Origin of the sequence: Anaerosalibacter sp. Marseille-P3206, from assembly GCF_900155565.1 — a bacterium.
GTDB lineage: Bacteria > Bacillota > Clostridia > Tissierellales > Sporanaerobacteraceae > FUHM01.
Genome location: NZ_FUHM01000002.1, coordinates 2,092,905 through 2,108,105, shown reverse-complemented (window position 1 = coordinate 2,108,105; position 15,201 = coordinate 2,092,905). Strand labels below are relative to the sequence as shown.

Annotated in this window: 13 protein-coding genes; 2 read left to right on the top strand and 11 right to left on the bottom strand. The window is 31.3% G+C overall.

Translation table 11 applies throughout. From position 1 onward, the window contains the following. Nucleotides 1-10: 10 nt before the first annotated feature. The 7 genes from BQ9840_RS11500 to BQ9840_RS11470 all read right to left on the bottom strand — a co-directional run bounded on the left by BQ9840_RS11500 (nt 11) and on the right by BQ9840_RS11470 (nt 6,901). Nucleotides 11-565 (bottom strand): TetR/AcrR family transcriptional regulator, encoded by a 555-nt coding sequence (locus BQ9840_RS11500; RefSeq protein ID WP_077369907.1) that lies wholly within the window; start codon nt 563-565, stop codon nt 11-13. Between the two features lie 355 nt (nt 566-920). Continuing rightward, on the bottom strand, nt 921-1,454 hold the full coding sequence (locus BQ9840_RS11495; protein ID WP_159436170.1) for a hypothetical protein: 534 nt from the start codon (nt 1,452-1,454) through the stop codon (nt 921-923). Nucleotides 1,455-1,582: 128 nt separating this feature from the next. Continuing rightward, complete coding sequence (locus BQ9840_RS11490; RefSeq protein WP_200804930.1) at nt 1,583-2,323, bottom strand: hypothetical protein; 741 nt, start codon at nt 2,321-2,323, stop codon at nt 1,583-1,585. Nucleotides 2,324-2,369: 46 nt separating this feature from the next. Further along, nucleotides 2,370-2,834: a hypothetical protein gene (locus BQ9840_RS11485; protein WP_077369905.1), complete on the bottom strand. Its 465-nt coding sequence runs from the start codon at nt 2,832-2,834 to the stop codon at nt 2,370-2,372. A gap of 23 nt (nt 2,835-2,857) precedes the next feature. Next, nucleotides 2,858-4,384, bottom strand: coding sequence for a hypothetical protein (locus BQ9840_RS11480; RefSeq protein ID WP_200804929.1), 1,527 nt, complete (start codon nt 4,382-4,384; stop codon nt 2,858-2,860). Nucleotides 4,385-4,507: 123 nt separating this feature from the next. After that, on the bottom strand, nt 4,508-5,875 hold the full coding sequence (locus BQ9840_RS11475; protein ID WP_077369904.1) for a DUF6884 domain-containing protein: 1,368 nt from the start codon (nt 5,873-5,875) through the stop codon (nt 4,508-4,510). Nucleotides 5,876-5,908: 33 nt separating this feature from the next. Next, on the bottom strand, nt 5,909-6,901 hold the full coding sequence (locus BQ9840_RS11470; protein ID WP_077369903.1) for a hypothetical protein: 993 nt from the start codon (nt 6,899-6,901) through the stop codon (nt 5,909-5,911). 356 nt (nt 6,902-7,257) lie between these two features. On the opposite strand from BQ9840_RS11470, the gene mobC reads away from it, so the two are divergent. After that, the gene (gene mobC / locus BQ9840_RS11465; protein WP_077369902.1) at nt 7,258-7,611 is read left to right on the top strand and encodes a plasmid mobilization protein; all 354 of its coding nucleotides are present in this window, start codon (nt 7,258-7,260) and stop codon (nt 7,609-7,611) included. A gap of 1 nt (nt 7,612) precedes the next feature. After that, nucleotides 7,613-8,956, top strand: a complete 1,344-nt coding sequence (locus BQ9840_RS11460) for a relaxase/mobilization nuclease domain-containing protein (protein ID WP_077369901.1) — start codon at nt 7,613-7,615, stop codon at nt 8,954-8,956. Here the strand turns inward: BQ9840_RS11460 and BQ9840_RS11455 are convergent. The 4 genes from BQ9840_RS11455 to pglZ all read right to left on the bottom strand — a co-directional run bounded on the left by BQ9840_RS11455 (nt 8,929) and on the right by pglZ (nt 15,187). Beyond that, complete coding sequence (locus BQ9840_RS11455; protein ID WP_128751705.1) at nt 8,929-9,519, bottom strand: Cap15 family cyclic dinucleotide receptor domain-containing protein; 591 nt, start codon at nt 9,517-9,519, stop codon at nt 8,929-8,931. The genes BQ9840_RS11460 and BQ9840_RS11455 overlap by 28 nt on opposite strands. Further along, nucleotides 9,509-10,465 carry a nucleotidyltransferase domain-containing protein gene (locus BQ9840_RS11450; protein ID WP_077369899.1) on the bottom strand — a complete coding sequence of 319 codons (957 nt, stop codon included), beginning with the start codon at nt 10,463-10,465 and terminating at the stop codon, nt 9,509-9,511. The genes BQ9840_RS11455 and BQ9840_RS11450 overlap by 11 nt, the downstream gene beginning before the upstream one ends. Before the next feature lie 63 nt (nt 10,466-10,528). Next, on the bottom strand, nt 10,529-12,577 hold the full coding sequence (gene brxL / locus BQ9840_RS11445) for a protease Lon-related BREX system protein BrxL (protein WP_077369898.1): 2,049 nt from the start codon (nt 12,575-12,577) through the stop codon (nt 10,529-10,531). 15 nt (nt 12,578-12,592) lie between these two features. Further along, nucleotides 12,593-15,187 carry a BREX-1 system phosphatase PglZ type A gene (pglZ, locus tag BQ9840_RS11440; protein ID WP_077369897.1) on the bottom strand — a complete coding sequence of 865 codons (2,595 nt, stop codon included), beginning with the start codon at nt 15,185-15,187 and terminating at the stop codon, nt 12,593-12,595. Nucleotides 15,188-15,201 lie beyond the last annotated feature (14 nt).

Here is a 15,201-nt window from a genome sequence, read left to right as displayed (position 1 = left end):
CCTTAGATCTTTATTTGGTAATTGTATCTATTAGTTTTTCTACATAAGAATCAATTTCATTATCTTTTATTTTAGGTAGATATAAGAAGGATAAAATACTTCCCATCATTAGTCTTATGGAGAAATCTTCATCTTCTAAGTCAATATCTGTGTCCCTTATGGAATCCTTTAACATTGATGTTATTTGTTTAATAAAGTCAAAATCAGCTACTTCAGGATTTACTTGGCTCTCCATTAAAATTAATTTAATTACTTTATTATGCTGAGAAATGAATTTAATTCTATTCTTTAGAATATATTCTAACTTTTCCATAGGCTCTAAGCCCTGGGACTCTACCAAGGATTCTTTTAAGCTAGTTATTAAAATTGGTTCTATAGCTTCCATAAACATTTGTTTTTTAGAGTCAAAGTATCTAAATAAAGTAACTTCAGATATGTCTGCTTTTTTTGCTATATCTAAAGTAGTTGAGCCATTGTATCCTTTCTCTATAAATACCTTTAAGGCTGATTCTAATATTTGCTTTCTTCTTTCTTCCCTTGTCATTCTTTTATTAGTTTTTTCCATCTATCGCCCCTCCTTATGTTGGTGCTTACTTACATATATTATCATAAAAATTTCTTTTGTCAATAAAATATTTTTGGGGTTCTAAATATTATAGGTGTTTTTATTATTATTAAATTTTAGATAGAATTGAAACTTATGAATACCTGGAGAAGGATTACCTCCAGCTTAAATAGCCAGTATATTAAATACTCAAACCAATCTTGTTGTAATCAAGCTTTGTGAAATAAATAGGATGGGTTATAATTTAAAAATTCCATATGAACCTAAGAAGGATTTTTAAAAGGATATAAAAGTATAGAGGCCCCTACTTTTAAAAGTGAAGCCTCTATATCGAATCTTCTTTATTTAATGTATTTTAAATAGGTTTTATTATAATTGTATATTTCCCACTACCTCTGCCCGAATCTGTAGTTATTGTAAATCCTGTAATAGAGTTATCTCTAAGTTTAGAATCTTCGTATATATAATTTGCAACATAAGGTTCTTCAAACCAACCTTTACCTTGGAAAATTGAGTTTGCAAGTTCTTCGTTATTTATAATGGAATTCTTTACAATGTCCTGAGAAGCTTTCTTAATATAAGTTAGTATTTCTATGTTTTTCAAATCATCAAGATCCCCAGAATTAATGAAGAATTTTACAAAATCCTCTAAAGAAATCTCCAAGTCATTTGCCATAACAATATTTTTATCAATTTGCCTGGGATCCACATAAATTAAGTTTCCATAAAAAACTAAAGCTACATTGTCAATATAATTTTCAAAAGCCTTATAAAATGAATCCCTAGTAAATTTTTGTAGAGTATAACTTTTCGAATCTGGCCTTTTTACAGAAATTCCAGGTTTAGCAACCTTCTTATATTCAAATTTAGATATATCATCTTCAGCCAAAATAAATTGATTTTCTAGGTGTGTGGAGTAAGGAATTTCACTTTCAATTAGAAAGGCATCCGATTTTGTATTAACCTTTCTATTACTTAAGGATGATTTTTGTTTGGTGGATACTTTTACCATGTAGCTTATCCTAGAAGTTGAGTGCTTTCTTCTTCCAGACTATCAAGTTGACCAATTTTACTGAGTCTCAATTCATTATTTTCAAGAATTTCAACTTGGAAATCCTCTATCTTTTTAACATGAGTAACAAGTGAGAAAACCCTACTACGATACTCATTATCCTGAAAATCTGAAATCTTAGATATGCCTTCGCTAATTACTCCGAGTTCAGCATTAATCTGTGTCATATAGTACTGACCAACAACCATTGAGGCAACTCCTATAGCAGCAGCTACGATATTGGCTACAACCGCTGTTCCTTTTTGTGCTTCAACAGCTACTAGGTTTCCATGACCTTTAATACCATCTGAGCCACGATAAATACCACGAATAGCATTCTCCATAGCCTTTGAATCTGCCAACTTCGTACCTGCAGGAATTATTGCTTTATATAATACTTCCCCATTGGCTTGTGCCGCTTGGACTGCATTGTGAGCCACATTACCCACCTGTGCTAAACCAGGTACTAGATTATTTACATGAGCTAAGACTTTGCTATTTGTAATCTCAACAAGCTTGTTCTCGTCAATAATTACCTCTGCAGGGAGCATTTCCATTTGGATAACTAATTCGTTCTGTATATTTTCCGTAGTAAATTCTAGCTTGCTTTTTTCCCCATTATAATTATCTGTTGTGGTAAGTACAAGACCTTGGCTTCTTTTAAATTTGAGTACTAATACAATACAAATCATAATTATAAGTATCATGAAAATGATAACCCCTATATATTGAATATTAACAACCCCTACCATTCTATCTTTGACTTATAAACCCTTCATATACAGGCTCATATTTATAATGCAGTGCAGCTTCTATAAGCTCTAACGCAAATATTCCTAAGTCAGAATCAAATAATATATCAATCCTATAACAATTCTCCTTTATCCATACTCCTACATTAGACTCGGAGATGCTTTTATTCGCAGTTGATTCATCTGCTAGAATAGAAGCTGCTAATGTACTTCTAGCTGATTTAGGATTGTAATGTTGACTATAAAACCTAGCATTACTTTTTGGACCAGCTTTGCCAATCTTTAAAAACTTATTATCATATAAAAACATATAGATACCCATTTTCCCTTTTGGGAGAGATGTTGGTTGATGTGGAATACCCAAATCTACTATTTCAAATTTATCCTCACTTATAGGCTTACCTAAAATGGAAGATAACCCTAGAATAATCTCTGCTAAATCTTTATTTAATGCTTTAATATCCATAATTTTATCCTCCATAACTATGATCAGCTATCAAAATCTACATCAGCAGCCTTTCTGACTATCTTCTTTATTTTATTCATAGGAAAAGGAACATCTTCTTCCTTGAAATACCCTATCTTTACAACCTTTACCATAGCTAGATGATCATCTATTCCAGCAGGGACCATGGCTGAGTCTCCAACTTCAATACTATCATCATCTGTTAAATAGTAATAAGTTTTATAGCTATCGTCAAAGGTAACGCTGCAATATATGTATTCACCTTTCCGCCTTTTTATCAAATTATAAATAGATGGATCAAGTATTTCCCCTAGCCCATAAAATAACATAAAATCTAAAACAGCCTCCGCAAAGTCTTCCCAATCTTCAGGCAGTCCTTTTTTGTCAAATGTTCCTATAATTATTCGCTGACCATCTTTTTCTAATTCTATAGTAATTTTATAGCCTTTTATTTCCCCTGGATTTTCAACAACATCTGGAGGATTTCCCTCAATATATTCAAACAAACTATCTCCATCTAAATCATCGAGAAGTGCCTCCACTCCTCCTTGAACTTGAAATTTTCTTGAAACAATGCATCCTGACCCGATATTTTGTATATGTTCAATTGTTTCAGTCTTCCTATCAATTGTTAAACTCTCCTTGTAATCCCAAGTTACATATTCTTCTGATTCACTTATTAATTCTTTGGGTTTTATTTTTACTACTCTATTATATTCAATAGTGATTTTATTCACCTTATCCGGCTTATTGTTCCCATCAAATATATATAAATTTTTTATACCTATTTCATCACGAATTAGATCAGATAAGTCTATGCCATCAATTTCAAAATCTGCACAAAGTGAACCTCTGAAGTGGTAGCTCTCTCCATCTGTATTGATTATCTCCATCTTCCAATCGCCAATATCTGTAGCAAAGATTTCAATATATTCATTACTGAAATATTCACCTACCGCACTTAATATTTTTTCAGCTACCGGTTTTCCTATATTAAAATCTTTACTTCTTCCTTTTTCATATTTTTCCATTCCGTAACCAAAGTTAAATGATGAAAATTTTATTTGTCCTTCAGAACTAATTGTTAGGTGTTGCTCTACTTCATCTGTAGGCTCTGGACATGGCCCATAGCAAATATTATTAGATACAATATGAATAGTCTTTGGTATACCTTTAAACATAGCATTATTTTCAGCAGATAATACAAGCAATCGCTTTAAAGCTAGAATAAACCAAGAACGATTTCTATCTTCTAAAATTTCTTCTCCATCGTATGCCCAATGATTAAAATATCTCCATCTTGAATAAATGGCAGAACCTAGTAGTTCAATATCATTTACATAATCTATAATTTTTTGGAGTTCTCTATAGTCATAAACGGCACTTCCATATCTTTTAGAAAATTCTTCTCCACTATCCATTTCAAATCCAAGTGCATCACAATCATCGGCCAGATAATGGTCTACTAATTCTATATAATCAATTTCTTGATTCCTAAATTTATCAAGCCATTTTACTGCAAAATTATGAACTTCTTTCATATCTTTCAATCATCTCACCCCCGGTGTTTGTCAAGTAAGTTGTCGCATTTAAAATAAAAAATTATATTGCTTCGTTTCCGATTTACCACTGACATGAAGCCTCTGCCTATTTTTTGTTTTATTTGCATATTTTTATAAATAATATCTGATTTTTAAAGTAGAGCTTTGTCCGCTTGAAGTTTTATGTAAAATGTCACTTCTACTAATTTCTTTCTGTAAGTTATACATAGCTCCACATACCATAGAATATCTTGATTTCAAACCCATTGCTTTATGAATATCTTTTGACAAGATATCTACATACTCACTACCTTTACTTTCTATAAAAATATCCTTAATGAATTTCTCTATATCCTTAGCACTTATTTTATTTTCTTCATCCTTTTCATTTTTATTTAATGAGTTTTTTCCTGGTTTCGGGAAATTAAGATCACATGAGTTATTACTAATATTTTTAACTCCTTGACCCTTACCAATATACCAAAGTTCTTTTAAATCCAAAGCCTGTCCACTCAACCCTTGTTTGTTCCAAAGATTACTTTCCCTTATTTCCTGATCTGGGTGATAATTTCCTAGCCACTTATCGCTAGATTTAAAGTATTTACTGTTGTTTAATAAGGCAATCATGCCTTCTTCTATTCTTAATCTTTCTTCATTGCTAGAGATTTCAAAACAGGTAAAAGAGGTTTTTTCCCTTAAGTAATTAGATACTCTTTCTTCAATTTTTTTCTTGTATTCTAAATTTAATTCTTCTTTATATTCTTTTTTTATCTTAGGTTTAGATGTATTCAGTTTCCATATCCTTAAGTATGGATCTTGATCTTTATTTAATAAGGCTAAACCAATATTTTTTCTAAATATACTTCCATCCTTGTTTTTTCTTAGATAATGATCCTTAAGTCTAGCCTTTAATCTACCATCAGCTTTATGAGTTCCAACTCTCACAATCCTATCTAAATCATAGTAACTTTCACCTTTTTCAAATATAATATATATTCCATTAGTGAAAGTTAAATTATCTATTTCATTCCAGGCAAATCTTTGCATTTCATTTGCAATCTGATGGATTAATCTAGTTTCATTATCCAAATCTTTAATCATTTCCTTCAATTTAGGAACTCTTTTAAACATAGTTAGACCCTCTAATGGTAGTTGGAATTTTCTTATATGTTCTAGTAAAAACTCATTGTATTTTTGACCTGCCAAAACTATAAATTTATCTTTTTCTAAATTTGTTTTTTCTTTTAGTTTAAAAATTACTTCATCAGCCCACTTTCTTCTTTCAGCAACAGGTTTTTCTACTAAAGTTTCATCATATGGCTGGATAGCATCGTCTAAATCTAATAAGCCATGTCTGGCAGATAAAATAAAAATCTTATCACATGTTTTTTCTAAGTATTCAAGTGATAGTCTAAAGGTATTACTTTCAGAATACATTTCTCTTGCAGAGCAAATATAATCTTTTTTGGCTTTACTGCATGATACTAATCCTATCTTCATCAAATCCACCTCCAATTCTACCTACTTTTAAGATTATTTATTGCAGTATTCTTTTATAGGACATATTTCACATCTAGGATTTGAGGTACATACTTCCCCATATCCAGATGAACAAAAATTCCATACTAGCGAATCAATTTCAGACATAGATATTCCTGTATCTTTAGAAAGTTTTAAAACAGTTTCATAAACTTCATGTATTGTTGCAGGTATATTACTTCCACTTCCCATACGATCCCCAGCAAAAAATCTACATAAATGGACATCTGGTTTCATGCCATCAATTCCAACATTTCTTAAATATTCCCAAGCTAAAGCTTCGCCTACTCTATTTATTTTATATTTTGATTTGTTATCAGATATCTTTTTTACAATTTCATATGCAGGAGCAGATGTAACAAAATCATCCATACTTCCATAGTCTCTTTCTATCTCTTCCATTATAGCAATATTTTGAGCCAAGCTTTTCATCTGCTGATTTATATTTCGATTACCACATTTTATTTTGCGAATTTCATCTATAAATCTCTCAGGATTTTCAGTTTTAATTTTATCCACGTCAAAGTCATAAAATATATTTTCTATTTTATCCATATTTGCAACAATGCTTTTCCAGGGTCTTTGATTACTTAGTAAAGAATATATTAATCCCTTTATATGATCTGATAAGGTAAATTTCTTTCCCATTTTTCGTCGCTGTAAATTATCATTTGTCCATATCTCGAACAAATTATTTTCTATCAAATATTCTTTTAATATATGTACCCATTCTTCCCCCATAAAGCTTTCTTGTCTATTACTAAACCCTGTTTCAGTAAACTTTTCAGATAATAACTCACATACTTTTGATAAATATAGATGATTATATTTGTATAAAATTTCCCTTGAAGGATTCATATCTATAAAGTCATCAGATATTTTCTCATATCCTTTTATTTCATCTATCAGGCTATCTCTTTCCTTTATAAGTTCTTCATAGTTTTTATCCTGTAAAAAGCTCATATATGTTTCTGGACTTACCATCATGAATTATCCCCCCATTCCTGATACATGCTTAAAGTACAACTCAACCTATTAGTTACTATTGTACCAAATAAATCATACATTGCTAATATAATATGAAAATTTACATAATTCACGCTGACATTTTCTCCATAGTGCGGTAATATTGATATATAAATCAAATACTAAGCTTAATGCCTGCTTTTAAAATAACATTAATAGCAAGCACAGTAAGTGTAGACACACTTACGAGAAAATTGATGAAGCGGACCCTTTTAGGTTCGCTTCTTTTTATTCAATTTTCTACTTGTTCCTATCGGAATGATTTAGGGGACACCCCTAATACCCTGTTATAAAGAAGAAAGAAAAGGAGGATTTATATGGCAAATAGACTTAGAAAAAATGATATTCATGTAATGGTTACTGATGAAGAAAAGGAACTTTTTAAGAAAAAACTTGAAATGAGTAAGTCAAAATCAATGGGACATTTTATTAGAAAATGTGTACTTGAAGCCCCTATATTTGTTATTGATATGAATGTCTTTAGAAGGCTACAAACTCTTATAGGAAAGAATTCAAATAACATCAATCAAATTGCAAAAAGAGTTAATAGTACAGGCATAATCTATAGAGAAGATATTGAAGATCTTAAAAAAGAGAATGATGATATCTCAAGGGAAATAATTAAAATTCAAAATATCCTGACAAGAAAATATATGCATAAGGCTGATTAAAATGGCAATTACAAAGATACATCCCATCAAATCAACTCTCAGCCTTGCAATTGATTATATTACCAGTACCGACAAAACTGACGAGCAAATTCTCATAAATTCTGATGGCTGCTCCCCTGCAACTGCCCACCTACAGTTTATGAATACAAGAGAAGTAAACAATACTAGGGGAACAGTTCTTGCCAGACATTTAATACAAAGTTTTGTCCCTGGAGAAGTAGCCCCTGAGAAGGCTCATGAGATAGGCATTGACCTTGCTAAAGAAATTTTAAAAGGAGAATATGAATATGTTCTAGCAACCCATGTAGATCGTAACCATATTCATAACCACATTATCTTTAATAATGTAAACTGGAAAACAGGTAAATGCTATCAATCAAATAAACGAAGTTACCATAGAATTCGCTACCAAAGTGATAAGCTATGCAAGGAAAATAATCTTGTTGTCATAGATGAATACTATGAAAAATACAAGAAAAAGTATAAGACAAAAGGTAAATCCTATAGGGAATATCAGGAGAGAAAGGAAGGCACTTCATGGAAGGGAAGACTCCAGTTTGATATTGATAGAGCTATTAAGAAAGCTAAGGATTGGGAAGATTTCCTCTATCTTATGGAGCAGTATGGATATGAAATTAAACATGGAAAGCATATCGCTTTCAAGAAAAAAGAGGGTCAAAAGCGTTTCACTAGAGCTATGCGAATTGGAGAAGATTATACTGAGGAAAGATTAAAAGAACGTATTTCAGAGGAAATTCAGATACGAGGAAAACGTCCTAAATCTCCATTTAAGACCTTGGATAATGTTATTGATATTAATGCTAACGAGAAATTTAAAGGCTCTCCTGGATACAAGCATTGGGCAGTAAAGCATAATCTTTATACTATGGCAGAAACAATCAACCAGGTTAGAAGTAAAGGTTTTAAAACACAAGAGCAACTAGAAAAAGCACTCCAGGATAAAGCTTCTGAAATTCAAAATCTTCTTTCAGAAAACAAGAAGATAGAAAAACTAATTGAAGAAAAAAAGCAGACTATGGAAAACAGATATATCATTGAGCAGTATAAAGAAATTTATAAATATGCTAAAAATCATCCCGAGGATAAGGCTTTTACTAACGAGTATAATGCTCAACTTTTGCTTTATAAAAAAGCAGTTACCGAAAGTTTTCAGAACTCCAATACTCTTCCTACCACAAAACAGATATTTGAAGAACTTGAAAAATTAAATACAAAAAAAGAGTCTCTCATTGAGAAACTCAATCAGTCCCGCCAGGAACAAAAGAAACTATATCAGTATAAGAAAAACTATGATACCTATTTAGGGAAAGAGGTCGAGCGATAAAAAATTGCTTGGCTATCTTTTTTATTTTCTACAAAGTAAATGTCGCCTTTGGTTTTACTGGTTGTCCAATAAATTCCATGAAACTCCTTTACATCGTCAACAAGCACTTTACAGGTGCCATATTGGATAGGATTCTCATCACTAAATTCACTTTTGGGTTGAGTGATATAAGTATAATATAACACATATTTATTATTTTCTTCTACTAACTCACTTGTTATACTTTTACTTGTAATCTCATCACTTTTTATCGAAACATATACATTAGTTAATGTTTGAGAAATTTTTATATCTATATTTTTAGTTCCTTGGATTCCATTATATTCATATTTTATTAAACCACCATATTCTTTTTTGAATTTAGGTATTTTGATTAAAGGATTTATCCTCCAAATCCATTTTTCATATACCAACGTTAATATGGCACTATATCCTGCAGCTTGTGTAATTAACTCCCAGTTGTCTAACAATGTCTCCGAACCTTTTAAATATTTTAAAACTAAAAAAATAATTACACAAAATATTGCCGATAATTTTAATAAATTATTTATTTTAGATTTCATATTCATAAAAACCTTTCAACTCTTCTATAAACCCTTTGTAAATATCTCGTCTATCAGGTGAATCATCACATAATTTTTTTATATTATTAACTTCCATAAAATTAAGAGTGGAATATCTATTATCATATAAGTACCCAACAATCTCATCAAAAGCGTAACGATAGGTACTGTATTTGGTAAAGTATTCATTTGGAACATTCCACAAAAGACATTCTACACCAAAAGAACTTGCTTTTTGGGCATATGGATATCTTAAATCTTTCATTTGGTATCTAAGTTCTTTAGCAATTCTAACCATCTTTTTAAAGTAATAATTTGTAGCATTATTTTTTTCGACACCATTTTTTATATGCTGCTCTGGGTAATTAATTATTTCTTGGCCATCATCAGCTTTTATTAAAATACCACCGATATAGTTTTCTTTATCAAATGTATAATCTTGCCTATAGTCTCTATGTCTCATTGATGGTACACTATCGGTATCCTTTCTGTATGAATTCCCATTAATTTTTATTGATTTATTTTTTCTTTCAACATCTTTACCAAAGTGATTTCTTAATATATCTTCAACTTCATCTTTAAAACTTTTTATCCTGGGAGTTGCATTTGTAAATCCATAGTCTGCTCCAGATACATTTAATCTGTATGCAGGTCGAAATATATCCTCCTGTACTACTGCAATGTCAACATCGCTATGTCCTCTTACATTTGTATTATTTGCATAAGAACCTTGCAAAAACAATTTAATATCATACCCACTAAGACCACCACTCATTCTAATTTGATATGCTGTAGAAGCACCATATATAGTCTCCATTTCATTTTCACTAAGACCCAAATCTTTTAATGCATTTGATACCATTCTTATAGCATTTTTACATTGATTTTCTTCAGTTTCACTAAGTGGCTTAGCATAATCTTTTAATTGTTCTTCAGTAAAAATCATAAAATTAAGTCAACCCCTTTCAACATTTTATAATGACAAGTTTTATTACTAATATATTCAAAATCACTCCACCCCCAAAGCTTTAAATACAGCATCTTCGGCACTTTGATATGGAATTATTTGAAATGAACTCATAAGTTCTGCAGGAACTGTTCCAAAATCCACAAAAGATGTACTAGGTATAAGAACTTTCTTTGCTCCACTATCAAGTGCAACTTGAAGACTATCTGCAATTTCTGTAACCTTCATAATACTTCCACCGATACTTATTTCTCCAAGCACCGCCAAATTACTTATAACAGGTTTTCCAAGTGCAATTGAGCATAATGCAATTAGAGTAGGAAGAGCCAACTCCCCTGTCATTCCTATACCCTGTAAATCTTGATAATTTATAATATAATCTTTTGTAGTTGTACTTATTGAAGCACTAATCCTATTACCATTAGCTTTAAGATAATTAAAAGCAGTATTACTTGCTTCTTTAGATTCACGATTAGTCCCAAGTCCTGTTCTATCAAATTTTCCATTACCAGGAAGCATTTGAGACTCCAATCTATAGCAACCAATCATTCCATTTCCTCCACTAGCAATTGTATAAACTTGTCCTGGATTTAGCATACCATCAGGAATTAGTTTATCAGCTCCCTGTTCAGGAACACCTACATATTTTTCCTCAAAAGTATCTAAATCTATATATGAGAAGTTCACATCATAAAATTCCATACCACCTATTTTCTTTAGTTGTTCCTTCACTCTTCTTCTCATCTCAAGAGATAAGCATAGTATTTCTTCAAGATCATCTTTTGTAAATTCACCATGTGGATATACAATTTTCAAATAGCCATTAACCATTTTTCTAACTGCAATAGTATCTCTTTGATTTAGATTCTTGCCTAATCTAAAATACTTGTCTAAGCTATCTCCATACTGATCCTTGCGAAGTTCCCTCATAAATTCTGCAAGATAATCAGTAATAAAACCGTAATCATTTGTAAAATGCTCAGGTCTAAATTTAGGGATCTCCCAACCTGGAAGATAACAATGCATTCTATCAAGAAAAGCTGTATCTATTGCCATTTCCTCTGGAAATGGATCAAACAGGCTGGAAGTTTTCAAAAGTACATCGACACTTTGATTAATATTACCTACAAATACCATTGAAGCCGATGCGGCTTTTTCTTCTTTTCCCCTTGCAAAAGAACCTGATGCCATATAGTCTTTCATAATCTGTATACCATCATTATCTTTGAACTTTATTCCTGCAACTTCATCAAATGCTACACAATCCCAAAGTCCTACAAGACCGATTGTCTTTCTTCCCATATTGTAAAACAGATTAGCAACAGTAGTCTGTCCTCCAGACACAAGAATACTATTAGGTGAAATCTCCTTATAAATATGAGATTTCCCTGTACTTCTGGGACCCAATTCACATAGATTAAAATTATTTTCCACAAGTGGAATTAATCTTGTAAGCAACAACCATTTTTCTCTTTCTTCAAATTCATTAGGCTCCATACCAATAGAACGAAGCATAACATCTATCCATTCTTCTTTTGTAAATTTGCTTCTACCTTCTTTAAGCTCTTTTATATCCACCTGTGGCATTTGAATAGGTGTAAGCCTTGTAATGCTAATAGGATTTTTGTTCTGCTCATTCTCATCATAATCATAATCAAGTTGAATCATACACCATATACCACCACAAAGAAGCCTATCATATCTTGTTGGATATTCTTCTGGTACTGGAATATCACTAAGTCCTAGGTTTGAAAACTCCGCTTCATACCTATTTTTTCTTATGTTTAGTTTTACTGTTACCTTATCTATAATGGAAAAGCTACCTTTTTCTCTTAATATAGAAAGTATTTTCTGAGCTTCATCAGGTCTAACAAAGTTATCTGAAATAATCTTTTTAACTGTTCCTATACCCTTTTCAATAATTTCTTCATCATCACTACTACAATACTGCCCAAGCAAAAACTCTAGAACATATACAGGAACATTAGCCCCTTCTTTGATTTTTTTAGTCAAATCTTTTGCTACTATTTTTCCATCAAAATTTTCTCTAAGTTTTTGTTTTATTTCAGTTCTTGAACTTACATCTTCCATACCTAGTCACCCCCCTTAACTAAAGAAATCATATTCACCTGTGGCAAAGGGAATATCTATTACAAACTCAATCTTCTTTGGAAGAATCTGACCTGACTCTTCATAGATAACAAGGTTATAAGTCTTTTTATTATCATATTTTCCAGCTTTCAAGTTGAATGTTACATTAAATACTCTATCTTGCTCATTATCAGTATTCTTATCAGCTATAATACGGACTTCATCAGAAACTTTTTCTCCATATTCATCAACAAAATAAAGAAGGAAATTTGCGGCTTCTCTATTTACTGAAAGCATTTCACTTTGATAGAAAGACAGATTGAATATCATATTGCTAATTTTTCTTCCTGTTGAAAGAATATTAAGTTCCACAGGTTTAACATCATATTTACTCCTGTTTCTCTGATATTCTTTATTATCATTTCTTAAATGTCTGTATCTAATTAGTGGAACAACCATTTCCTGAAGTGAGATTCCTCCATGAACAAAGTTAATTCCTCCACCTTGCTTTTTAATACGGATATTATGTTTCGGTGCAAATCCTTTAAGCCCTGATTCTTCATCAACAAATTTTATAGGCATCAAGAAACTTGGATTAGCAGATTCATCCATTATTGCATACCTTCTACCATAATCAACAACACCTTTAAAGCCTTCTTTAGATACCTTATCATCCTCAGTAAACTCTTCATAAGTATAGAGGAAACCATGATCTGAGGTAATCATTATATTTACAGCTGAAAACTCATGCACAAGAATTCTAACCAGATTCTTAATTTCATCTATAGCCTTATCACAGGCAGAGAAAACTCTAGAATCTGATGTATGGCTGGCTGCATCTATTTGATCATGATATATATAAACAACTTCCATACCTTTTACTTGAGCTTTTCTCTCTTCTCTCTTCATATGAATCAAATCGTCATATTTAAGCACTCTAGAATCCTTATTAGCCTTTTGTAAAACCTTTTCTCTATTAGGCATATCTGTTGATTCGCCATCAATAAGAACTTTGAGATTATTATTTCTAATTTCAGTTTGAAGCCCATTATTAGGAAGCAATGCAGCCATTCCAAAAGGTGTAATAGTAGGAAATATCCCCGACATATCATCAATTTCTATCTTACATTGCATATCCTGTTTTAATTCTATAGCAAGTTCTTTTGCCACCTCATAACGCATTGCATCTGAAATAATTACATAGACTTTTGTCTTAGCATTTTTAATATTATTGTTATAGAAGTCAACTTGCTGTTTAATCTCAGAAATTTTTCCATACTCTTCAAACTCTTTACCGCTAACATTACACCAGTTAGTAAGGAGATCATCTAGGAACCAATGCTTATATATACCTTCAGCCCTATCTACCGTAAATTTAAATAAATCATCAAGCTTAGCATTTGAATTTCTAAGGCTTTTCTGATATGCCCTCTGAAATTTTCTATAATAGGTATCCATTAAATAAAATTTATCTGTATAGGATTTCCAAACTTCCTTCGCACTTGTCATATGGAATGATGCTTGGTTTTTATTATAAAAATCCTTCATTTTACCCATGTTATAAATACCTTCATAATATGAACTAAACTTTTCATACCAGGCTACAACTCTTCTTTTATCATATATATCTGAAATCTCTTCAGGATCTATGATATCATTTTTAATATTTGTCATAAGCTTTATAAGTATAATTTCATCAACACATGGAAAAGCTTCGTTGCTCTCAAAATGTGATATATCAAGATTCATCAGTCTTTCATCAAGTTGAATTTCTTTTTCTACATAACGGACAAGTTCATATATGCTCCTTTTCTCATTAGCATTTCTAAGCCAGTCCTCGACAAATTGAAAACAAAAAGCTTCATGTGGACTGGAAATAAAATTATCAAGTCCTATAAATGCTTCTTTATTTATATTTCTTGAAGCTGCAGTAAGCAGTATATGAATAGATAAATTTTCTAGGCTCTTTTCTTCACTTTGATAACCTGTTCCTTGTCCTACCATTCTCCAGAAAGTTTCATCTATTTCATAATTTATAAATTCCTGATAAATATCATTCTCATCATTTTCAATGCCTGCTTTCAAAACTTCTCTGATAATAAGTCCTGGCTGCATTTCACATCCTGCAATCTCACTCATAATAGCAAGTTCTAAATGTGCGGGATTTTCAATTCTACTTGCCTTTTTCTTTATAAGTTCTCTTCTTGCTTTAGCATTAAAGAACTTCTTATAAACTTTTACAGACTTTCTAATAGCAATGCTATCTGGTAAATTCATTTCGTCAATCTGTATAGATACAAGATCCGCCCTAAATTCCTCACTGTATCTCATAACATCATTTATCCAATTATCTTCTTTTTCATTGAAAATAAGAGGGCAGTATACAAGAAAGTCTGACTCCTGGTCATCAAAGGATAGTAGTTTTTTTACTCTGAACTTATTATTTTCAGACATTTTTATTGTTTTTACATCTGGAATTTCAAGATTATCAATTTCATCTTCAAATTCTCTATCCCTATCCATCCAAAAGATAATTCTCCTATTATAAAATTCAGGATAGGGTTCCTTGAATCTTTTCTGCAAATCTTTTAAAATTTCTTCTAAGTCCAAACCTGCCACCTCCC

Bases quoted from the DNA above. Each gene is read 5' to 3' on its own strand.
- BQ9840_RS11450 (WP_077369899.1), bottom strand. From the start codon at position 10,465: ATGATTTTTACTGAAGAACAATTAAAAGATTATGCTAAGCCACTTAGT.
- BQ9840_RS11470 (WP_077369903.1), bottom strand. From the start codon at position 6,901: ATGATGGTAAGTCCAGAAACATATATGAGCTTTTTACAGGATAAAAAC.
- BQ9840_RS11485 (WP_077369905.1), bottom strand. From the start codon at position 2,834: ATGGATATTAAAGCATTAAATAAAGATTTAGCAGAGATTATTCTAGGG.
- BQ9840_RS11490 (WP_200804930.1), bottom strand. From the start codon at position 2,323: ATGATACTTATAATTATGATTTGTATTGTATTAGTACTCAAATTTAAA.
- brxL (WP_077369898.1), bottom strand. From the start codon at position 12,577: ATGGAAGATGTAAGTTCAAGAACTGAAATAAAACAAAAACTTAGAGAA.
- BQ9840_RS11460 (WP_077369901.1), top strand. From the start codon at position 7,613: ATGGCAATTACAAAGATACATCCCATCAAATCAACTCTCAGCCTTGCA.
- BQ9840_RS11475 (WP_077369904.1), bottom strand. From the start codon at position 5,875: ATGAAGATAGGATTAGTATCATGCAGTAAAGCCAAAAAAGATTATATT.
- BQ9840_RS11455 (WP_128751705.1), bottom strand. From the start codon at position 9,519: ATGAAATCTAAAATAAATAATTTATTAAAATTATCGGCAATATTTTGT.
- mobC (WP_077369902.1), top strand. From the start codon at position 7,258: ATGGCAAATAGACTTAGAAAAAATGATATTCATGTAATGGTTACTGAT.
- BQ9840_RS11500 (WP_077369907.1), bottom strand. From the start codon at position 565: ATGGAAAAAACTAATAAAAGAATGACAAGGGAAGAAAGAAGAAAGCAA.